Genomic DNA, 23,214 nt, shown 5'->3' with positions numbered 1-23,214 from the left:
CCGCGGCCCGTGCCGGGGTTCGGTGCCGAGCCGCCCTGTAGACGAGGCGCCGGGCCCGGATGGTTCAAAAAAATTTCGGCCGCACCGCCCTGACCGGGGGAAATGTGGCGTGCGCCACTTTCTTGAACTCTCAAGCCACCCAGGTACGTCTGCTTTCGGTACCCCAAGTCCCGGACCGCGTGGAGGATTCGTTGGCCACCTCCGACGAGTGGAGCAGAGTCGGTTTCACCGGCAATCCGGTGACCGGGAACCCGGGCGTCCTCGAAGGCATCAGCAAGGAGCTGCGCGACCTCGGCGATCTGGCCGGACGGGTCAGCGCCGGCCTCGACACCCTGCTGACCAAGGCCGAGGACGGCGGCTTCGAGGGGCGGACCGCGGACGCGCTGCGGACGTACGTCAAGGACGAGCTGAAGACGTACATGGCGAACATCAACCGCTCGTTCGAGATGGCCGCCGACGCCACCGCCCGCTACGCCCGCGCCCTCGGGGACGCGCAGGACCGGGCCGAGAACGCGGCGGACACCGTGGCCGCCCTGGAGCGGGTCGGCGGCTCGCCGCTGGCCGACAACGATCCGGAGATGTCCCGCGCCCGCGGCGAGGTCGACGCGGAGCGGGACGCCGTCCAGGCCGAGGCGAAGATCCTGGAGGACGCCCTGCACGAGGCGTCCCGGCTGGTGTCGAAGCCCGTGAAGAAGCCGAAGAAGGGCTTCTGGAAGCGGTTCGTGTCGACGTTCTTCAAGGTGCTGGAGATCGTCGCGCTGGTCATCACCCTCGTCGCGGCCGTCATCGGCGGCCCGCTGGGGCTGGTGGCCTTCGCACTGGGCGCGGTGCTCTTCGCCAAGGCCCTCGTCGACTACGCCACGGGCAACGGCAACGCCCTGAGCCTCGGCCTCGCGTTCCTGGGCATCCTGTTCCCCTCGACGAAGGGCCTGACGACCCTCGGCGGACTGCTCCGGCTGGGCTCCTCGGGTGGGAAGGCCCTCGGCGGCGCCCTCTCCGCGAGCGGGCGTCTGCTGTTCCGCGGCGGCAGGGCGCTGATGTCCTCCCCCGGCCGCCTGCTGTCGCTGGCGGGACAGGGGCTGGTCCGGTTCGGCGGAGCGCTGGCGAGTCGCGCGGGCAGCGGGCTGACGGCGCTGCCCCGGCTGCTGTCGAAGACGCCCGCGATGCTGGGGTCGGCCCTGCGGTTCATGGGCGGCTTCGCCCGCGGCACCGTCCGGCAGGGCTGGTCCGCGCTGAGCCGCGACTTCTACCAGTCGACCGCGTTCGTCACCGGCGGCCTGGGAAGCAAACTGGGCGTCTTCACGGTCATGGGCCTCGGCCGGCTCACGACCTCGGCGCTGCTGCCGATGCGGTACTCCGAGATCGCCCGGTTCGGCTACCGGGGCGCGGCCCGGATGGGATTCATCGACCGGGGTCTGCACTTCTCCCCCCGAGGCGCCGGCCTCCTCAGCAGGGGGGGTTCCCTGACCGGCGACCTGCTGGACCTGCCGGGCCGCGACCTCGACCGGGGCGGCACCCTGCGCCCGTTCGACCGCACCGGCTCCGACAGGCTCGCCGTCCCCGGCACACCCGAGTTCAACGACACCCTCGACGAACTGGCCGACATCTCGGTGACCCCGGTGACCGCGCCCCGCACCCCGGGCTTCAGCTCGCTGCCGGGCCCGGCCCCCGTCCGGACGCCGGGCCGCCTCGACGACGTGGGCGTACGGCTCAACGTCCTCGACAACCTCGACACGGTGGGCCTGCCGGTCGGCACCGTCCCCGGTGGACAGCGCCTCGGCCTGCTCACCCCCGTGAACGAGCGCCTCCGGCTGCTCGACCCGGTGACCGACCGCGTCGGCGACGACCTGCTGCCGCCGCCCACCGTGCTCGACGAACTGCGGGACCTCGACGCCCTCACCGGCATGGAGCGCACCCCGGCCGGTCTGCTGCGCCCCCTCGACGACCTGGCCGGACTGAGCCTCGACGGCAGGCTGGGCGGACTGACCGAGACGCAGGTGCGTCAGGTCCTGGACGGCGAGATCGATCTGGTGCGCGTCACCCCCGACGGGGTGGTCCTGCGCATCGGGAAGACCGACCCGATCGACGTCCGGGTGGGGTTGAAGGACGGGGTGACGATCGAGGCCCTCGGCCCTGCCGACCCCCGCGTCCCCACCTGGAACGCCACGAAGGGCGCCGAAGGCCTCGACGACCTCGGCATCAAGCTCGACGACCTCACCCGGCTGCTGCCCGACACCGGCGACGGCTCCCGCACCGCCCGCGACCTGCTCGGCCTGGGCCCGGTCCGCACCGAGGTCACCGCTCCCCCGGCCACCAGGCCCTTCACCGCGCTGACCCTGCGGGACATCGTCACCGGCGGCGCCACCGGCAGACTCGCCACCGAGCGCTTCCAGACCTGGCTGCGCGCCCAGGACGCCCAACTGCAGCTGGACACCGCGGGGCGCAGGCTCGGCGACCTCGACGGGCTGACCGACGTCCCGCCGCTCAGCCGCGCGCGGGCGGAGCTGGACCTGAGCGCCGCGCGACTCGACCTCGACCGGGCCCGGATCGCGTTCGACCGGCTGGGGATGAACCTGGACACGGTCCGCCGGGACGTCGTGGTGATGACGGCCCGGACCGACGGCCTGGTCGCCGCCCTGCCCACCGGTGAACTGCGGCTCCTGGACGACCTCGGGACGCCCACCGGCCGCTGGATCACCATGGAACCGGGCCGGAACGTCACCTGGGTGCTCAGGACGGACGCCGGGATCGTCCCCGACGTCGAGGTGCGGATGGTCGACGGGGGCTTCACCGTCACCGGACCCGAGGGTGCCGTCACCCGGTTCGGCGCCGCCGGGCTCCCGGACCGGCTGGCCTTCGCCGCCGACCGGTCCGTCGACATCCGGGCCATCACCCCGGCCCCGGTCTGGCGTGCGACCGACGAGACGCTGTGGCGCATCGGCGGCAGACGGCCCCTCGACCAGATCTTCCGCGAGGGGTTCACCGTCCGCGATCCGCTGGAGACCAACCTCGACGTCATGGTCAGGACCGGTCAGCCGTCCGCGTTCGTCAGCACGACGACCGACCGGAACCTCGTCTGGGACGGGATCTACAAGTTCGAGATCGAGGCGTCCGGCGGCATCGACGTCGGACGGACCTTCGAGCGCTCCATGGGCACCGATGCCTGGCGTGCCTCGGGCTGGGCGGCGGAGAACGAGATCGCCTTCCCCGGCGGTATCGCCTCCGAGTTCATCCGGGGCGCGTACCGGATGGACGCCCAGCAGAACCTGCTGGAGTGGATCCCGAACCCCCACTTCCGGGGCAGCGACCCCCTGCCGACGCTGGCGGCGGATCTGCGCGTGCCCGGCGAGGGCACCTCGGGCATCACCGGCGAAGTGACGTCGGGCCCCAGCGCGCTCGACTTCCAGGGGCTGTCCCTCGACGACCAGCTCCGGCTGCTGGACCAGCTCGACCTGGGCGGGACCGGCGCCCTCGACGACCTCGGCTCGCCCAACGGCCTGGACTCGCCGATCGGGCTCGACTCGATCGGGCTCGACTCGCTGAGCAGGGGCGACTCGCTGAACGACCTGGGCAGTCAGCTGGACGACCTCGGCCATCTCTCCGACGACCTCCGGTTCGACCGCTCCGACGCGCCCACGCCCCGTACCGACACCGTGCTGGTGGACCCGGCCGACGTCACGGGGGTGACCGGCTTCCGGGCGGAGTGGCAGCGGACCCCGCTGGAGGACGGCGGGTTCCGCTTCACCGACCCGGCCGGTGACCTCCGGCTGGAGTTCGACGCGAGCGAGGTACAGCGGTTCACCGACATCCGGCTGCCGGGCGCCGACGGCTTCGTACGCTTCGACGCCGACCCCAGGCCGGGATCGCTGCCGCGGATCGTCGGCGAGGACGGGGTGGCGCTGCCCGGCGGTGCGGCCGTCGAACCGGTCAGGGGCGCGCTGGGCGTGGTCACCGGGGTGCGGGTGCAGTCGGTCGACGGCGCGTGGATCGGCCGCTTCGACCTCGACGGCACGCGGCTGTCGGAACAGCTGACCCTGTCCGGCCCCACCGGCGGCCCGCTGCCCGGGTCCCGGCTGACCACGACGTTCACCCGGCTGCCGGACGGCACCCCGTCGGCGACGTACCGGCTGACGGTGCCCGGCCCGGGCGACGGCGCCTTCACCGTCGTACGGCTCGACGGCGATCTGGCGCGACGGCTGCCGGGCGGCTTCGCGGTGACCGACACGGCGACCGGGACGCGGTTCGTGTTCGACCGGGGCGGCCGGTTCGTGGGTCTTCCCGGGGACGGGGCGCCGACGACCGGGCTGGACACGTTCGGCACGACGGTGCCGGACACGGCGGCGCGCCCGGTGACGGCCCTCGACGGGCTCGACGATCTCGGCGGGCTCGGCGGGCTCGACGGGCTCGACGGGCTCGACGGGCTCGACGGGCTCGGCGGGCTCGGCGGGCTCGACGATCTCGGCGGCACCCCGCCCGGGCAGCTTTCTCAGATGTCCGTCCCCGGGACCGGAGTCCTGGACGACGCGGCGGGCGAGGTCACGGGACCGCTCCCGACCGGCGAGCGCGTGTCCCTGGAGGACCTGGCTGTCGCGGCCCCGCCCCACGTCGCTCCGCCAACCCCCACCCCGCCCCACGTCGCTCCGCCACCCCCCACCCCGCCCCACGCAGCTCCGCCACCGGTTCCCGCCGCCGCTCCCCCGGCGCACCTGCCCGGGGCGCCGGGGGCCACCCGGGCCCCGCGAGCCGTGGCGCCGGGATTCGGCACGTCCTTCCCCGCCCCCTCCATCGGCAGCGAGAGCGAACTCGGCGGGTTCGTCGTCGCCCTCCCGAACAGCGCGGACCGGACCTTCGCCTTCGTGTCGAAGGCCGACACCGACGAACCCCTGCTCATGGTCACCAAGGACATGAGCAAGGGCGCGTACGCCAACCCCGCGGACCTCCCGATGGCACAGCGCGGCAACTGGCAGACGCACACCGTGGAGCTGATCACCTACCCCTCCCGCCTGGGCGACCAGGGGGCGATCGGCGCCCGCAACGGCGCGACCCAGTGGCTGCTCGACGTCTTCAAGGAGCGGCTCGGCATCCACAACCACCGGCCGCTGGAGTCGATGGTCAGCCCCGACGGGCTCTACCGGTTGCAGGTGACGAGCGACCGTCACGTCATCGCGGCGGGCACGGGCCTGGAGCTCGAGGGCATCCCCTCCGTCTCGATGCCGACCACCCAGCAGCAGGCCACGATCGGCATCAGGGCCGTGGACTTCGGCTCCCGCGCCACGCCCGAGCTGCGACTGCTGGCGGACCACGCCCACTGGTACAAGCCCGCCTTCCGCGACGACGACGCCCTGCGGACGGCGCTGACCCGGGAGACGCTCGACGCGCCCGAGCAGGTCGAGAACGCGTACACCTATGTGAAGTCCGTCATCGACTTCACCTCCGACCTGGTCCGCAGGCACGGCATCCCCATGGAGGACTGGGCCGGCGCACCGCCCTACCTCGGTCTGACCCACCCGGCGGTGAAGAACGAGTGGTCCGTACTGCCCAGGACCAGGCCGAGCCTGGTCCTGGACTCCCTGTCGCCCGGTGACCGCGCCGTGACGCTGAGACTCCTGCGCGAGGCCCCCGCCCTCGGGGACGAGCCGGTGTGGAAGGCCGCGCGGCAGTACATCCTGAACGGCAACGAGGTGGCCGGACGGGGCATCAACAACGCCACGGTCGGGGGAGAACGAGCGCTGTTGTTCGAGTTCCGCTCCCTCCCCGACGAGCTGAAGGGCGCCGTACCGCACGAGAAGGCGCCTGTTTCCGTGGTGACCGACCCGTTGGCGGAGCTGGGCGGGAACCGGGCCGTCGGCGTCCAGAGGATCAACGACTTCGTCTCCGGGCCGGAGAACAGGGACGCCTTCGCGGACTGGTACCGCACGGAGTTCCCGAGGGATCCGGACGCCGGGCGGATCCATCAGAACAAGAGCACCGACGCGATCCTCAGGATGGCGGCGGCCCGTCACAAGGCCGAGTGGATCAACCTGCGGCACCCACAGGCCTGGCAGGACATCACCACCAGGCCCGTGGCACCCGTCAGGCCGCCGGTCTCGGCCGTACCCTCCGTCCCGCCGGCGCCCCCGCGTGCCGACGGGGTGCCGCTTCCGGGCGGATCGAACCGTCCGCTGACCAACCTCGACGAGCCGCACATCCCCGCGGCCGACGTGCCCCGGCCCGCACAGCCCGCGGGGGTCGACCTGCCCCGGATCACAGGAACACCGGACGTCGACCTGCCCCAGACCACCCGGACGCCGGACGTCGACCTGCCCCAGACCACCCAGGCCCCGGAGCCGGCCCTGCCGCGCATCACCGAGGGACCGGACGTCACCCTCCTCCGGACCGCCCCCGCGCAGGACGTCACCCTCCACCCCACGGCCGCCCCCGAGCTGAGCGGCTCCCCCCTGCGAGGGCAGTCGCTCGACTCCCCGCTCTCACCCGTGCCCCCGGTGCGCGAGGTTCCGCTGTCCGGGCTGGACGACGTGGCCGGGCTGCGGCTGCGCGTCACGGAGGTGCCTGCGACCGACGCCGCCCCGGCGTCCGTCCGCGTCGAGGTGCTGGACCTCACCGCCCAGGGCGCGCCGGCACGGCTGCCGGACGCCTCGGTCACCGTCCGGGAGGGCGGAGGATTCACCGCCACCGGCCGGCAGGGCGGCGTGCGCTGGCAGTTCGACGCCGCGGGGCGTCTGGAGCACCGGGAACTGCCGCTGACCGGCACCGACTTCTCGCTGCGCTTCTCCGACGACGCACTCCGCCCGATCCAGGTGACCGGCCCGGACGGGGTCCCCGTCCCCGGCGCCACGGTCAGACTGGTACGGGACGCGTCCGGCACGCCGAGCGAGCTGACCGTGCGTGTGCCGATGCCGGGGCCCGACGGCCCCGCCGCGGTCTGGCGCTTCGAACCCGGAGGCCTGACGCACTCGCGGGAGCTGCCGCTCACGCTGCCCGGCCCGGACGGTCCGTCCGGTCTGGGGCTCCGGACGACGACCGCCCCCGGCGCAGGCGGCACCACGACGAGGGTGCTGGAGCTGACCGGCCCGGCGGACCTCGCCGCCTCCTTCCGGCTCGACCCCGTGGGCGGAACGCTCGCCGGACGGCTGCCGCACGGCTTCACGGTCACCGACACGAGCACGGGTGCCCGCTTCCACTTCGACGCCGACGGCCGCCTCGCGCTGCGCGACGGGCCCGCCCAGGACGGCTCCGCCTTCCTCCGCATCACGGAGGGAGCCGGGCCGGACACCACGCCCGTACGCCTCGACGAACTCGAAGACCCCCACGGCCTCGGCGACGACCTGAGCCCGCGGGAACAAGGGCTCGTGGACGACCTCTGGAACGACCTGACCCAGGACGTACGACCCCTCTCCCTCGACGAACTCAACCGCGTCCTCGGCCCCGACTCACCACGTGTCGACCCCCCGCGTCTCGACACCTCGCACGTCGGCTCCCCCCGCACCGACGCCCTCTCGGACGTCAGCGACCTGTCGGACATCAGCGACCTCTCGGACACCGAGTGGGCGAACCTCCAGGCACGCCTGGACGGCGTTCGACGGATGGACGGCCCGCCCGACACCGACGAGCCGTTCCGCATCCCGCTGTCCGGCGTGGACGACCTGGCGGACTTCGACGTACGGGTGTCGCGCCTCCCGGCGACCGACGAGGCGCCCCAGGGCACGTACCGGCTCGAACTCGCCGACCGTGTCCCCGGCGGGACCGGACCGGTGCGCGCGTCCGACTTCACGGTCGAACTGCTGGACGACAGCGGCCGGTTCGCCGTCGTCGATCCGGCCGGCGGCACCCACTTCACGTTCGGGCCGGACGGCACCTTCCTCGGGCGGCAGGCCGCGCTCCCCCACGACGGGTTGCCGCAGGGCCTGCGCCTCCATGTGACACACACCCCCTTGGGCGACGGCACCAGGCGGGTCTGGGTCGATGTGACCGGCGCCACCGGTTCGATCCGGTTCACCGACCTCGACGCCACGCTGTCGGCACGGCTGCCCGGCGGCTTCACCCTCACCGACACCGTCACCGGCTCGCGTTTCCACTTCGACAACACCGGCGGGCTCGCCTTCCGCGACCTGCCCCACCCGGAGGGCTCCGGCTTCCTCCGCTTCACCGAGGGAGCCGGGCCGGACACCCCGCCCGTACGGCTGGACGAAGTCGGCGGACTCGGTGCGCTCGATGACGTCGGCGCCCTCGGCGACACCCTGGACGACGCGCTGGGCAACGCCGAACTCGCCCGCATCTTCGAGCGCACGCTCGACGAGGCCTCCGGCCTGCGCACGGTCCCGGAGGGCGACCCGGTCGACCTGTCCGGCATCGCCGGCGCCCTGGACTTCCTGCACACCGCCCCCGACGGGCACGCGTTGCAGGCGCTGGGCCTGCCCGGCGTACAGCGGCTGGCAGACGACGCGGCGGCCTCGCTCGACCGGCTCGGGCTGCACCCCGACCTGCTCGGCGAGCACCTGCGGGAGCTGACCGAACGGGCCCGGCTGGGCCTGCGGCGCGGTGCCGTGGGCGCCCTCGCCGAGTACCTCGACCTGCCGCTCGCGACCCGCCTCGACGACCTGCGGGCCACCACCCCGACGGGCCGCGTCCTCGGCGACTTCACGGTCACACCGACCCCGCACGGCGGCCCCGGCGGCAGCCGCTACACCGTGCGCCACCACCCGTCCGACCTGACCCTGGGCTTCGACGCGAACCGCTCGCTGGTCCACCAGGAGGTCTTCCTGCGGGGCGGCCCGGCCGAGCTCGACGGGCTGAAGGTGGGGATCACCGGCCGCTCGGTCGACGGCGGGCCCTGGACCCCGACGGCGGCCGACTTCGTCGGCGCCCGCCCCGCCGACGACCTCTTCACCCTCTCCCCCGGCACCGAGCCACGCGGCGGCCTCGTCCTCACCGACGCGGCCGGCAGCACCCGCTGGCACTACGGCCCCGAGGGTGTGCACGCCTTCCGTGACGTCGACCTGCCCGGCAGCCGGGGTGTCCTGCGCTTCGAGGCCGGCGGTGCACCCCGGGTGCTGGACGCGTCGGGCCACCCCCGGCCCGGTTTCCGTGCGGAGGCGCTCGACCACGGCAAGGTCGCCCTCGTCCCCACCGCCAAGGGCACCCAGCCGCTGGAGCGAGCGGTCCTCGACCCGGCCGGCACGCTGCTGGAGGAGACCGTCGCCGTACGGGTCAAGGGCGGCAAGGTCAACGGTCAGCTGTGGAAGATCGACCACGCGGGCGGCACGGCCGTACGGCTCGACGAGACGGGGGCCCCGCTCACCGGTCGCTTCGACACCGCGAAGCTGGAGAAGTCCGCCACCGGTCAGTACAAGCTGATCGGCGAGGGCAAGGTGACGCTGTTCGAGCGCGAGGTGCTCGGCAACGGACATGTCCTCCACCTCGACCTGGACCGGTTCGGGCGGGCCCGCTGGACCGAGTTCGACGAGGCCGGCAACCGGCTGCGGGCCGGGGAGCGGATCTTCGACGGCGACCGCCGCACGTACCACGACACGCTTCCCTACCGCTGGGCCCCGGTGGACGTCCTCGACGTGCGCACCTACACCAAGGCCCTGGACGGCGGTCTGATCCGGGCGGAGAAGAACAGCGACGGCAGCTGGGCCTGGACGCGGTTCGACAAGGACGGCACCGAGGTGCTGCACGGCACCCGCGACTGGTCCTGGACCCGGATCGGCTACAAGGACACCTATCTCGACCCGGCCACCGGGGAGCGGGCCGTGGCCCAGCGGCGGGGCGACGTCTGGCCGTTGAACGGCTACCACGGCTCCCGCCAGTACCTGGAGCATCCGCTGCTGTCCGGCCCCGCGCCCGGCGGCATGCGGACCAACCCGGTGCTGCACACCGCCGTCGGCCCCAACAACAAGCCGATCGACTTCATCGACGAACTCACCGAGGAAATGGCGCAGTTGGCGGACGGCGGCACCCTGCACGTCGCCCGGATCTCCGACCAGCGCCTCCCGGCCGCCGTCTGGTACCCGCGCGCCGGCCACGGCCGGTTCGACGGGTTCTTCCGCAACTTCGTCACCGGCGACTCCATGTTCCAGGTGTCCACCTGGACGGAGACCGCCGCCGACGGCGCCAAGCTGCGCGGAGTCCGGCTGACCGCGCACGCCGGCCGCGGCTGGCAGGACATCGACCAGTTCGGCCGGGTCGTCCGCGAGACCCGCACCCTGGAGAACGGCAGCGTCGTCGAGGTGGGCCGCAGCGCCACCGACCCCAAGCAGTGGGCCCCGGCCCCGAAGTGGAGCGGCTCGGCGGACGCCTACGAGCTGCCCTGGCTGGACACGAAGAGCGGCAGGACCGGCACCCGGTACGTCGCCGCCGACGGCGGCTTCGTGGACGTCTTCAGGAACGCGGCCGGCGACGAACTGCTGTCGCTGCGTTCCCAGGGCACCGGGGTGCGCGAGTACCTCGCCGAGAACCCGGCGCGCGGCATCGGCGCCGACGACGTGTCCGGGGTGTGGGTCGACAAGAACACCCAGCTCCAGATCACCGGCCGCCGCGACCACTGGGGCGAGCTGTACGTCGAGGCGCACGGCGACCCCCGCAAGGACCACTGGACCTGGACGGCCACCGGGCCGGACGGGCAGGTCACGGAGGGCGTCCGTATCCAGAATCGCGGCTCCCTGGTGCACACCCGCACCTGGGACGACTCCTTCATCGACTTCGAGCGGCTGCCCGGCGGCGGCCGGGGCGACGCCGTCCGCGAGCGCAACGCCACCGGCGACGGCTCCCTCTGGGTCGACGCCACCCGCGCTTCCGACGGCACCTGGTCCTGGCGGAAGATCGGCGCCGACGGGACGATCGAGTCCCGGGGCATCCGCACCTACCAGGACCTCGCGGGAGGACGCTGGACCGACCACATCGGCACCGACGCCGTACGGTTCCGCAACGGCGGCCGGGTCCGCGAGTACGCGTACACGGTGAACGAGCGGGTCGCTCCGCCGCCCGTGGAGTCCGGGCGGATCTCCGTGCCCGACCTCCTCTCACGCTCCGCGCGGCACTTCGAGACGGATGTGTCGGCCACCGTGAACCGGGAGGTCTGGCAGGAGTTCGACATGGGCAAGGTGATCCGCCGCCGGGACCCGGTGGAGGGGTTCGAGGGCCGCTTCCGGGAGTCGGAGTCGCTGTGGAACCAGTGGCGCGAGTACCAGGACGGGCGGCTGGTGGCCCAGCGCACCATCACCGGGCGGGTCTGGGTCACCGACGCCTTCGGCCGCTGGTCGAACTTCGACATCGCCAAGCTGCCCGAGATCAGCAGCCTGCCCAGGGTCGGCGGCGAGGTGGGCCTCGACGGACACCACAGCTGGCGGCTCGTCGGACGCGAGGTCGACTTCCGCGGGTACACCACCGAACTGCGCGGCTACAACCGTGAGTTCCGCGATGTGTTCCACGAGATCTGGACCGGGGTCGAGGACGGCTCCTCGGCCGCCATGCCGATGTGGCGGCACCAGCTCCGCAAGGCCGTCACCGACTTCACCATGGGCTATCTCATCGAGTTCGGCACCAGCTTCGCCGTGTCCGCGATCGTCGCCGACCTCGACAACAAGAAGTTCGACCTGACCACGGCCCTACAGCGGGCGGCGCTCAACGGCGCGATCGGCGGCGGCATCCGCGTCGGCGTCAACGTCGCCTACGACACCACCCGCCTCGGCTACCTCAAGTACGGCCTGACCAACCTCGACCAGGGACAGGACTGGCACCGCCACCCGCTCGCCTCCAGCGACGACTGGGACGGCGAGTGGACCGTGTTCGAGAACCCCGTCCGCTGGCGCTCCGGCTCCTACGACTTCTTCAACAACCTGGGCGTCGGTGTCCTCACCGGTTTCGTCAACGGCGCCGTCAACGCGGCCGTGTTCGGGGTCGACGGCCACAAGCGCACCGGCGTCGACGCGCTCGAAGCGGGCGCGTGGGGCGCGGCGGCGAGCGCCTTCGCGGGGGTCACCAGCGGTCTGCTGCGCTACAGCTGGCACGCCACAGCGGGCTCCCGGGTCTTCCACCGCGGCGGCCCCGGCGAGCTGATCTGGCAGATCGCCGAGGCACTGGGCGCGGGCACCCTCAACTACGGGCTCAACAACAAGAACGCCGACATCCAGCCGTCGCGCGCCTTCCCGCCCCCGAGCACCCCACCCGCGACCACCACCCGTGCCGCCCTCACCACGCCGATCCCACCCATACCCCCGCAGCCGCCGCTCACCATCGACCCGGCCGCCCTGCCCGACGGAACGGAGCTCCTGTGACCCCCACCGCCACCGTGCACCGGGTCGCCCCGAAGGGACGCGGCGCCCACCGCAGCATCGCCTCCGCCCTGCGTGCCGCCCGTGACGGCGACGAGATCCATGTCTCGCCCGGCGAGTACGTCGAACACCTGCTGATCGACCGTGCGGTGCGCCTGGTGCCGGAGGAAGGCGCGCGGCACGCCGTACGGCTGCTGGCGGCCTCGCCCGGCCGCCCGGTGTTGGAGGTCGCCGCGCGGGACGTACGCGTCGAGGATCTCGTCCTGGTCGGCCAGGACCCGGGGCTGCCGGCCGTTCTGGTGGCCGCCGGGGATCTGGAGCTCGACGGCTGTGACGTGTCCGGCGGCCGGGTGGAGGCGGGCGGGGAGGCGTCGCTCGCCCTGACGGACTGCCGTGTCGCGGGGGCCGAGCTGGCGGCTGTGCACCTGAACACCACCGGATCGGCGCGGCTGACCCGGGTCGTCGTCGAGGACGTCGAGGGAACCGGTGTCGTCGTCGGCTCCCGGGCCACCGCCGAGGCCGAGGAGCTGACGGTACGACGGGTCACCGGGTCCGGCGTCCGGGTCCGGGGCGGAGCCCGCGTGACCCTGCGGGAGTGCCGGATCTCCGGCACCGGGCGCAGCGGGCTGCTGGTGGAGGACGGCGCCTCCCTCACCGCGCGGGACTGCCGGGTCGAGGAGACGGCCGCCGAGGGCGTCCGCGTGCTGGGCAGTGCGGCACGGTCCGCCCCGCCCGCCGGGGACAGGGGTCCCGGCGAGGGCGGGGTGGTCCTCACCCGCTGCGAGGTGCTACGCGCGGGCGGGGACGGGGTCGCCGTCTCCGGCGACGGTGACGTGCTGATGCTCGGCTGCCGGCTGCGGGACGGTTCGGGGCCCGGGGTGAGCGTGGAGGACGAGGGCCGCGCCGAGCTGGTCGACTGCCAGGTGGACGGGGCGCACGGCTCGGGTCTGGTGGCCCGGGGCACGGCCCGGCTGTCGGCCGAGGGCACCTCCGTGACGGGCAGCCGGGCCAACGGGCTGCTGGCGGGCGGCCGCTCCGAGGTGCGGATGGACAACGGCGACCTGACGGCGTGCTCGTTCAGCGCGGTGCACGCCTGCGACGACTCCCGGGTGACGCTCACCGCCTGCCGGATCGGTTCCTCCGCCGAACACGGCGTCCGGGCCACCGACCGGGCCGGACTCACCGTGGAGGGCGGCCGGATCTCGGACTGCGGGCTGTCCGGGGTGCGGATCGACGGGGCCGCCGAGGCGCGGATGCGCGGGCTGTCCGTGGTACGTGGCCGGGCCGGGATCACCACCGAGTCGTCCGGGACCGTGGTCCTGGAGGAGTGCGATGTCGTCGGCGCCGAACGGTCCGGGATCTCCTGCGGCACGCAGACCGCGCCGGTGCTGCGGGACTGCCGGATCAGCGGGACCGGTACGGCGGGCCTGGTCATCGGCGAGGGCGCCACGCCGAGCGTCGAGGGCTGCACGGTCCGGGACGCGGCCGGCTCCGGCGTCGTGGTGGGGCCGCGCGCCGAGCCCCGGCTCCGGGCCGTGACGGTGGCCAGGACCGGCAAGAACAGCCTGTTCGTCGGCGAGAAGGCCCGCGGCACCGTCGAGGACTGCGTCTTCGGCGGCGCGGGCACCGAGGGCTCTGCCTTCCCCGCCCTGCACGTCGCGACGGGCGCGGCCCCCGTCCTGCGCGGCTGTCTGGTCCGGGACTGCGAGGAGGACGTGGCGCTGGAGAAGGGCGCCCGCCCGGTGTTCGACGACTGCGTCTCGCGGGACGTGCGGAACCCGTCCCTGCCGACCGGCGCCGAGCAGGCCCTGTCGGCGGCCGGCGGCCCGGAGACGGCGGGTGCCGGGACCACCGCGCGGGAGACCGAGGCCCCCGCCGAGGACACCCTGGAGAACCTGCTCGCCGAGCTCCAGGGTCTCGCTGGTCTGGAGCGCGTCAAGAACGACGTCTCGTCCCTGGTCAAGCTGATGCAGATGGTCCGCCGCCGGGAGGAGATGGGCCTGGTACCGCCCCCGCTCAGTCGCCACCTCGTCTTCACCGGCAACCCGGGCACCGGCAAGACCACCATCGCCCGCCTCTACGGCCGTATCCTCGCCGCCGTCGGACTGCTGGAGCGCGGCCACCTGGTCGAGGCAGACCGCTCCGCCCTGGTCGGCGAGTACGTCGGCCACACCGGGCCGAAGACCGCACGGGTCTTCCAACAGGCCCGGGGCGGCGTGCTGTTCATCGACGAGGCGTACTCCCTCACCCAGTACGCCGGATCCAACGACTTCGGCCAGGAGGCCATCGCCACGCTGCTGAAGCTGATGGAGGACCACCGCGACGACGTGGTGGTCATCGTCGCCGGATACCTCAAGGAGATGGAGGTCTTCGTCCGCTCCAACCCCGGCCTCGCCTCCCGCTTCAACCGCACCCTGCTCTTCGACGACTACAGCGGTGCCGAACTGGTGAGCATCGTCGAGCACCAGGCCGCCCAGCACCAGTACGAACTGACCCCGGACGCCGTCGCGGCGCTCACCACGCGCTTCGACGCCATGCCCCGCGACCGGGGCTTCGGCAACGGCCGCACGGCACGCCAGCTGTTCCAGGCCATGACGGAACGCCAGGCGTACCGGGTCGCCGAGCTGCCGGAGGCCTCGGAGGCGGACGTGATGACCCTCAGGCCGGAGGACATCCCCCAGACCCTGTGAGCCGGGCAGTCCGGCGCACGTCCGAAGCCGGCCCACCGACCGTCACCGGCGCCCGACCGTTCCGGTGCCCTGAGCGCCCACCGTCCGCTCCCCTTCCACCCCGCCGTCCCCGCGCCCACCGCGCGGACCCACCCACCTAAGGACCACCCCCATGCCGCACGCACCCGACCGAAGCGACCGCAGAGACGGCGAGTTCGCCGACCTCTTCGCCCGCAGGACCCGCATCCCGCTCCGCGGCTTCCTGCCCGGCCGCCGGGTATGGAAGGCGATCGGCGGCTCCGCCGCCGCGGTCCTGGTGATCGCCGGCACCGTCACGGCCGTGGCCGCCGTCGACTGGGGCGGCGACGCGTCCGAGAAGGTGACCACGGCGGCCGACAGACCGGCCGGCGAGCAGTCCGTCCCCGGCGACACCAAGAAGGCGGCGGTCGACCCGTCGCCGGCCGACCGGGCGGAGGACGGGGGCAAGGGAAAGGGCAAGGGCGACCCCGACGTCGTCTACGTGCCGGTCAGCGGCGGAGCGGGAGCGGGCACCGGCGGCACGGAGAAGTCGGCGTCGGACACCGACGACCGGTCCGACTCGGGCGGCACCACGGGCGGCACCTCCGGCTCGATCGGCACGACCGGCTCGACCGGCACCGAGGAGAAGAAGTCCACGACCACCCAGAACACCGATTCCGGGTCGACGTCCGGCTACCTGTGGGCCGACGGGAGCGTGGAGGCCGACACGAACGACTTCTGGGACGAGAGCACGGTCACCGTCAGGTCCACCGAGCCCATCACCTCGCTCAAGGTCGTCGTCCGGATCGTCCAGACCGGCGGCGTGAAGAGCACCGGGACCTGGACCTCCCTCGGTGACAGGGCAGCCGTCGGCCAGAACGCCACCAGCGACCAGATCGGGTACGTCATCACCCTGAAGTCGGGTGTCACCCTCGCCCCCGGCACCTATGTCTTCAAGGTCCAGTACGACCACGCCCAGGGCCGGCGCGACGCGGGCCGCGACCTCTACACGGTCACCGCCGTCGCGAACGGTTCGGACGACGAGTCCCTGTCCGGCCGCTTCTGAGCGCTCAGCCCGCCCAGCCCTGTTTCCGCAGCACCGAGGACACGTCGGGCGCCTCGTAGTGGTCCCCCTTGAGCACCTTGCCGTCGGCCCGGCGGGCGACCCGCCCGTCGGGGCCCAGCTTGGTCATGTTCGAGCGGTGGATCTCGGCGATCACCGCGTCCAGGTCGATGCCGTGGACGAGAGCGGTGCCGTACGCCACGTACACCACGTCGGCCAGTTCGTGGGCCAGCCGGTCGAGCGGCCCGTCGACCGCCACCTCGGCGACCTCGGCGGCCTCCTCGGCCAGCAGCTCCCCCCGGTGGGCGGCCAGCTCGGGCGAGACCTCGGTGGGGGCGGTTCGGGCGTCGAGGCCGAAGGCCCGGTGGAACTCGCGGACCAGGCGAGCGGGAGAAGAACTCATCCGCCGACCCTACCGACCGGCCGCTCCGCCCGGCCCTTCTCCGCTCCGCCCTGCCCTGCTGTGCCCCGCTCCGACAGTTCTGTCCTTCACGTACGGTCATGACGCCAAGTCCCCTGCCGTCCCTGGCCGTTGACGCCGTGTCAGCACACGGGGGGCGATGCCGGAACCGGTGACTCCACTCCGTACGCTCCGTTGTGTCTTCACGTACCACCCCGAGCATTGAGGACCCAACGTGAGCGTTCCCCCCACCTCCCCCAGCCACCGGGCCACGTCCCGGGTGACCCGCCGCGCGGTGATCGGCGCGGCCGGCGCGGTCGCCGCCGGCGCCGTGATCACGCCCACCGTGATGGCCACGACCGGCGATTCCGGCACCACGACGTCCTCGGACCCCGGCGCCGGGGGTTCGACGGCCGGCACGACGACCGAGACCTTCCCGAAGACCCGCAGCGAGGCCGCCACCGGCGAGGCACCCATCGAGGCGGCCTTCCCCATCGGCTACGTGGGCGTGCGCTGGGGCGGCACCGACGAGACCACCGGCGGCGGCATCCGGCTGCGGGACGCCGACGGCACCCAGGGCGAGTGGCGCTCGCTCGGCGACGGCGGCTGCTCGGTGGCCAACGGCGGCGGTGTACTGATCGCCGCCGACCAGGCCGCCGGCTACGAGCTGAAGGCGCCCGACGGCGCCACCGGGCTGCGCTCGCTGGCGCTCGACTGCAAGCACGGACCGGACCGGAAGGTGAAGGTCCCGAGCGACCCCACGCGCGTCAGAGGTGTCCAGTACCTGACGCGCGCCGCCTGGGGCGCCGACGAGTCGCTGCGATTCAAGGCGGACGGCACGGAGAACACCCCGACCGCGTTCTACCCGTTCCAGACGATCACCGTGCACCACACGGCCATGGCCAACGACGACCCGGACCCGGCCGCCACGGTCCGCGCGATCTACCAGCTGCACGCCGTCACCAACGACTGGGGCGACATCGGCTACCACTTCCTCATCGACGAGGAGGGCCGTATCTACGAGGGCCGCTACTCCGGCGACGACGGCCTGCCCGCGCACGACGCCGACGGCAAGGTGGTCACCGCCTTCCACGTGGGCGGCTTCAACTCCGGCAACCTCGGCATCGCCCTGCTGGGCACCTTCACCGAGCAGGGACCCAAGGAGGCCGCCCGCGCCTCCCTGACCCGGCTCGTGAAGGTCCTGGTCCGCCAGCACGGCGTCGACCCGCAGGCCCGCGTGACCTACACCAACCCGGTCAACGGCACCCAGAAGGAGGTCGCGGAGATCAGCGGCCACCGGGACTGGATGGCGACGGAGTGCCCGGGCGAGGCCATGTACGGGGAGCTGGAGCGCCTGCGCACGGCGGTGGCCACCGGCCGCTGACCACGCCGGTCCCGCCCCGGCCGCCGGACCCCACCCCCGCGGGGCCCGGCGCCGCCGAGGTCACGAGCTCGCACCGGATGGGGTCGACCCTGGCCGCCCGCGAGGTGACCTGGCAGGATCTCGTCGCATGGTCCAGGTACTCCCCCGCATCGGCAGGCGGCGCGCGCTGCTGGGCTCGGTGGCTTCGTTGGTGGTCCTCGGGCTGCTCGCGTGGTGGCTGTGGCCGAGCGAGGAGCCCCCGAGCGGGACGATCACGGTGACCACGGGAGCCGAGCGGGGCGTCTACCAGGAGTACGGCAGCCGGCTGCGGAACGCGATCGCCGGGGACATGCCGAAGCTGCGGGTCCAGCTCATGCCGAGCAACGGCTCCCAGACGAACGTCCGCCGGGTCGCCACCGGGCAGGCCGACTTCGCCATCGCCGCCGCCGACGCCGTCCAGACCTATATCGACGAGGACCAGCCCGGCGCCGACAAGCTGCGGGGCGTGGCCCGGCTCTACGACGACTACGTGCAGCTGGTGGTCCCGGCCGACTCCACCATCCAGAACGTGGCGGAGCTGAAGGGCAAGCGGGTCGCCGTCGGCCCCGAGGGCTCCGGTGTACGGCTGATCGCCGAGCGCCTGCTGGCGGCGGACGGGCTCGACATCGACAAGGACATAGACGCGCGGCGCGACACCATCGGCACGAGCCCCGACGCCCTGCGCACGGGCAGGATCGACGCCTTCTTCTGGTCGGGCGGCCTGCCCACGAAGGGGCTGACGGACCTCGCGGAGAAGGAGAAGTACGCCTTCCGGTTCGTCCCGATCCGCAGCGATCTGGTGGCGGCGCTGCACGACCAGGGCGGGGTCTTCAGCCACTACCGGGCGTCGGTGATGCCCGCCGACGCCTACCCGACCATCCTCACGGCCCCGGTGCCCACCCTCACCGTGGCGAACCTGCTCATCACCCGCGCGGACATGGACCCCCGCCTCACCGAGTGGCTCACCCGCGTCGTCCTCAAGAGCCGGGACAACATCGGCCAGCACGTCCACGCGGCCCAGGTGGTGGATCTGCGCACCGCGATCTACACGGACCCGCTGCGGCTGCACCAGGGAGCGAGGGCGTACTACCGCTCGGTGAAGCCGTAGTCCGCCGTAGGGCCGGCGCGACAACCTCTCGCAGGGCCCTCCTCAGCCCTCTCGGACCGCTCAGACCGGCGGACGCGAGCGCGGCACCGTCACCGTGACCCGCAGCCCGTGCGGCTCGTGGTGGGCGTAGGCGATGGAGCCGCCGCCCGCCGCGATGAGCGCCCGGGAGATGGAGAGCCCGAGGCCCGAGCCCTTGATGTTCTGGTGGGCGGTGCTGCGCCAGAAGCGGTCGCCGACGCGTTCCAGCTCCTCGTCGCTGAGGCCGGGCCCGCCGTCGGTGACGACGACCCGCGAGGTCTCGCCGTTCGAGGTGACCCGGACCTCCACGCGCTCCCCGGCGGGCGTGAACTTCAGCGCGTTGTCGATCACCGCGTCCAGGGCGCTGGACAGGGCGATGGGATCGGCCCAGGCGGTGGTGGCCGGGCAGGTGCCGACCAGCGACACGCCCTTGTCGTCGGCCAGCGGCGACCAGGACGCGACACGCTCGGCCGTCAGCTCCCCCACGTCGATGAGCCGCAGATCGGACTCCGCGTGCTCGGCGAGCGCCAGGTCGAGCAGATCGTCGAGGACCGAGGCGAGCCGTTTGCCCTCCGTGCGCACGGAGGCGATCTCCTCGTTACCCTCGGGCAGTTCGAGCGCGAGCAGGTCGATGCGGAGCAGCAACGCGGCCAGCGGGTTGCGGAGTTGGTGCGAGGCGTCGGCGACGAAGGCGCGCTGCTGCTCCAGCACGTCCTCGACGTTGTCGGCCATCTCGTTGAACGACCGTGCCAGCCGCCGGAGTTCGGGCGGACCGCTGGCCACCGCGACCCGTGACTTCAGTCGCCCGGAGGCGATGGCGTGGGTGGTGACGTCGAGGACGCGTACGGGCTTGAGGACCCAGCCCGTCAGCCGCAGCGCGGCGCCGACGGCGAGGAGCATCGCGGCGATCTCGCCGACGCCGATGATCAGCCAGCCGCGCAGGATCTTGGAGCGCATCTGGTCGGTGGGCGAGTCGGTGACGACGGCCGCGACGACGTCCCCGTCGTGGATGACGGGGGACGCGACGACGAGCCGGCCCTCCTGCCAGGGCCACACCTGTTTCGGGTCGTGCGGACGGCGCCCCAGCAGCGCCTCCTCGAAGGCGGCGAGCCCCTCCCCCTCGGTGGGCCGGCCCCACTCCACGGGGGCGTTGGCCATGGACGGCTGGCTCTTCTCGCGGTAGAAGACGCCGGCCTTGATGCCGTACACCCGGTAGTACTGCTCCAGCTCCCGCTGGAGGGTCTCGCCGCGGCCGTCCGTGGTGTCCACGCGGGATCCGCTCGGGCGTTCGGTGACGAACTGGGCGAGGGCCGCGAAGCGCGCCGTGTCGTCGATGCGGTCGACGACCACCTCCTGCTGCCGCGCCGCCGCGAGGCTCACCGCCAGCGGGACGCCGAGGGCCAGCAGCACGGCGGCCATCAGGACGATGAGCAGCGGAAGAAGACGAGTGCGCACGCGGGCACGCTACGGCGTCGGGGCGACCAGCCGGTAGCCGACCCCGCGCACCGTCTCGATCAGGGTGGGCATCCGCAGCTTGGACCGCAGGGACGCGACGTGCACCTCCAGGGTGCGGCCCGTCCCCTCCCAACTGGTCCGCCACACCTCGCTGATGATCTGTTCCCGGCGGAAGACGACCCCGGGCCGCTGGGCCAGCAGCGCGAGCAGATCGAACTCCTTGCGGGTCAGCTGGACGACCGAGCCGTCCACGCTGACCTGCCGGGTGGGCAGCTCGATGAGCACGGACCCGAGCCGCAGCCCGCTGTCGGCGGAGGCCGCGGCATCGTCGGGGGCCCGGCGGCGGGCGACGGCGTGGATACGGGCGAGCAGCTCGCCGGTGTCGTAGGGCTTGACCACGTAGTCGTCGGCGCCGAGGTTGAGGCCGTGGATCCGGGACCGTACGTCCGAGCGGGCCGTCACCATGATCACCGGGGTGCTGGTGCGCTTGCGGATCTTGCCGCAGACCTCGTAGCCATCCTGGTCGGGCAGACCGAGGTCGAGCAGGACGACTCCGAAGCCGTTGCCCTCCGGGACGAGCGCCTGGAGCGCCTCCTCGCCGCTGCGGGCGTGGGTGACGTCGAAGCCGTGCCGGGCCAGGACCGCGGACAGGGCGGCGGCGACGTGGTTGTCGTCCTCGACGAGGAGCAGCCTCATTCCGGCCCCTTCCTGCTCGGTGGGTCATGCGTTTCGGTCATTTGTGCGTCTCGGCTGGCACACATTACGCGGATTCGCATCCCGGGCACGCGCGTATCGGCCCTTCCGCAGTCACACTGATGAGTGAGGACGCCGTCAAGGCCGGACGGGTTCCGAACGAGTTCCGTTATCCAGCCGAAACACCCCGCCCGGGCCCGTCACGTGCAGTGTCCGTCCGGCTACCAGATCGTTATGCTCAATTCTCGCTCAGATGTAATGACGCTGGTCGTCGCCGGTCACTACTGTCCTCCGAAACCGAGGAGGACGGAGCCAGAAAGCGATGACCGAAGTTTCGGTGGTCAAGGACGCGGTGCCCGCGGCCGACGACCTGGTCGTCCTGAAGAGCGTCAACAAGCACTTCGGCGCGTTGCACGTGCTCCAGGACATCGATCTGACAATCACCAGGGGCGAGGTCGTCGTGGTGATCGGACCCTCCGGGTCCGGTAAGTCCACCCTGTGCCGCACCATCAACCGGCTGGAGTCGATCGACTCCGGCGACATCACGATCGACGGCAAGCCGCTGCCCGCGGAGGGCAAGGCGCTCGCACGACTGCGGGCGGACGTCGGCATGGTGTTCCAGTCGTTCAATCTCTTCGCGCACAAGACCGTGCTCGAGAACGTGATGCTGGGGCAGCTCAAGGTCCGCAAGACCGACAAGAAGCAGGCCGAGGAGAAGGCACGGAACCTGCTCGACCGGGTGGGCGTAGGCACCCAGGCGGACAAGTACCCCGCACAGCTCTCCGGCGGTCAGCAGCAACGTGTCGCGATCGCGAGGGCGCTGGCCATGGACCCCAAGGTCATGCTCTTCGACGAGCCGACCTCGGCGCTGGACCCCGAGATGATCAACGAGGTCCTGGAAGTCATGCAGCAGCTGGCCCGGGACGGCATGACGATGGTCGTGGTCACCCATGAGATGGGCTTCGCCCGTTCGGCCGCCAATCGGGTGGTGTTCATGGCGGACGGCCGCATCGTCGAAGAGGCTGTGCCGGACCAGTTCTTCAGCAACCCCCGCAGCGACCGGGCCAAGGACTTCCTGTCGAAGATCCTTCACCACTGACGGCCCTGCCGAGGCCCCTTTCGGCCCCCGGCACCCGCACCATGACGGTCCGCATCTCTTCACCACTCAAAGGATGTTCACCATGAAGCTCCGCAAGGCCTCCGCCGCAGCAGCCGCCGCCCTCGTTCTCGCCCTGACCGCCACCGCGTGCGGCGGCGACGACGGCAACGGCAACGACGGCGGCTCCGACTCCGGTTCCAGCGGCGGCGGCAAGATCAAGATCGGCATCAAGTACGACCAGCCCGGTCTCGGCCTGAAGGAGCCCGACGGTTCCTTCTCCGGCTTCGACGTCGACGTGGCGACGTACGTGGCCAAGGAGCTCGGCTACGACGCCAAGCAGATCGAGTTCGTCGAGACCAAGAGCGCCGACCGCGAGAACGCCCTGGCCCGCGGCGACGTCAAGTTCATCGCGGCGACGTACTCGATCAACGACGAGCGCAAGAAGAAGGTCGACTTCGCCGGCCCGTACCTGCTGGCCCACCAGGACCTGCTGGTGAAGGCGGACTCGGACATCAGCAAGGGCACGGACCTCAACGGCAAGAAGCTCTGCTCGGTGACCGGCTCCACCTCGGCGCAGAACGTCAAGGACACCATCGCTCCGAAGGCCCAGCTGCGTGAGAACAGCGGTTACTCCGAGTGCCTCGCCGGCCTGCAGAGTGGCGCCGTGGACGCCCTGACCACCGACGACTCGATCCTCGCCGGCTACGCCGCTCAGGCCCAGTACAAGGGCAAGTTCAAGCTCGCCGGTCTGAAGCTCAGCAACGAGAACTACGGCATCGGCGTCAAGAAGGGCGACACCGCGACCGTGGACAAGATCAACGCCGCCCTGGAGAAGATGGTCAGCGACGGTTCCTGGGAAACCGCGGTCAAGGAGAACTTCGGCCCGGCCGACTACCAGAACGAGCCCGCCCCGAAGATCGGCGACATCAAGTAAGTCGGGTAGCCGCGCCCAGCGCGGTTCTCGCAGGCGCGCCGCCGCCCGCCGCAAGGCTCGGTGAGGGCGGCGGCGCACCGCGC

General features: G+C 72.5%; 10 protein-coding genes. 7 read left to right on the top strand and 3 right to left on the bottom strand.

Annotated elements, in window-relative coordinates:
• Nucleotides 1-191: 191 nt before the first annotated feature.
• From ACZ52C_RS21295 to ACZ52C_RS21285, 3 genes are all read left to right on the top strand, one after another.
• Nucleotides 192-12,275: an actin cross-linking domain-containing toxin gene (locus tag ACZ52C_RS21295; RefSeq protein ID WP_469076196.1), complete on the top strand. Its 12,084-nt coding sequence runs from the start codon at nt 192-194 to the stop codon at nt 12,273-12,275.
• Entirely contained in the window at nt 12,272-14,962 is a 2,691-nt protein-coding gene (locus ACZ52C_RS21290; protein WP_469076195.1) for a right-handed parallel beta-helix repeat-containing protein, read from the top strand. Before ACZ52C_RS21295 ends, ACZ52C_RS21290 begins: the two co-directional genes overlap by 4 nt.
• 151 nt (nt 14,963-15,113) lie before the next feature.
• Nucleotides 15,114-16,025 (top strand): hypothetical protein, encoded by a 912-nt coding sequence (locus ACZ52C_RS21285; protein WP_469076194.1) that lies wholly within the window; start codon nt 15,114-15,116, stop codon nt 16,023-16,025.
• Nucleotides 16,026-16,029: 4 nt separating this feature from the next.
• Here ACZ52C_RS21285 and ACZ52C_RS21280 read toward each other — a convergent pair whose 3' ends face one another.
• Nucleotides 16,030-16,425 (bottom strand): pyrophosphohydrolase domain-containing protein, encoded by a 396-nt coding sequence (locus tag ACZ52C_RS21280; protein ID WP_086805014.1) that lies wholly within the window; start codon nt 16,423-16,425, stop codon nt 16,030-16,032.
• 232 nt (nt 16,426-16,657) lie between these two features.
• Here ACZ52C_RS21280 and ACZ52C_RS21275 point away from each other — a divergent pair, with 232 nt between their 5' ends.
• Nucleotides 16,658-17,806 (top strand): peptidoglycan recognition protein family protein, encoded by a 1,149-nt coding sequence (locus tag ACZ52C_RS21275; RefSeq protein ID WP_469076193.1) that lies wholly within the window; start codon nt 16,658-16,660, stop codon nt 17,804-17,806.
• A gap of 127 nt (nt 17,807-17,933) precedes the next feature.
• Nucleotides 17,934-18,932, top strand: a complete 999-nt coding sequence (locus ACZ52C_RS21270) for a TAXI family TRAP transporter solute-binding subunit (RefSeq protein ID WP_469076192.1) — start codon at nt 17,934-17,936, stop codon at nt 18,930-18,932.
• Between the two features lie 60 nt (nt 18,933-18,992).
• Here ACZ52C_RS21270 and ACZ52C_RS21265 read toward each other — a convergent pair whose 3' ends face one another.
• On the bottom strand, nt 18,993-20,405 hold the full coding sequence (locus ACZ52C_RS21265; RefSeq protein WP_469076191.1) for a sensor histidine kinase: 1,413 nt from the start codon (nt 20,403-20,405) through the stop codon (nt 18,993-18,995).
• A 9-nt stretch (nt 20,406-20,414) separates the two neighbouring features.
• Complete coding sequence (locus ACZ52C_RS21260) at nt 20,415-21,101, bottom strand: response regulator transcription factor (RefSeq protein ID WP_469076190.1); 687 nt, start codon at nt 21,099-21,101, stop codon at nt 20,415-20,417.
• A gap of 319 nt (nt 21,102-21,420) precedes the next feature.
• On the opposite strand from ACZ52C_RS21260, the gene ACZ52C_RS21255 reads away from it, so the two are divergent.
• Nucleotides 21,421-22,197, top strand: a complete 777-nt coding sequence (locus ACZ52C_RS21255) for an amino acid ABC transporter ATP-binding protein (RefSeq protein WP_239757615.1) — start codon at nt 21,421-21,423, stop codon at nt 22,195-22,197.
• An 82-nt stretch (nt 22,198-22,279) separates the two neighbouring features.
• Nucleotides 22,280-23,131, top strand: coding sequence for a glutamate ABC transporter substrate-binding protein (locus ACZ52C_RS21250; protein ID WP_469076189.1), 852 nt, complete (start codon nt 22,280-22,282; stop codon nt 23,129-23,131).
• Nucleotides 23,132-23,214: the final 83 nt, after the last annotated feature.

This window comes from Streptomyces sp. NPDC034049, from assembly GCF_055575575.1.
The sequence above is the reverse complement of the archived record's forward strand: the minus strand, read 5'-3'. Positions and strand labels throughout refer to the sequence as shown.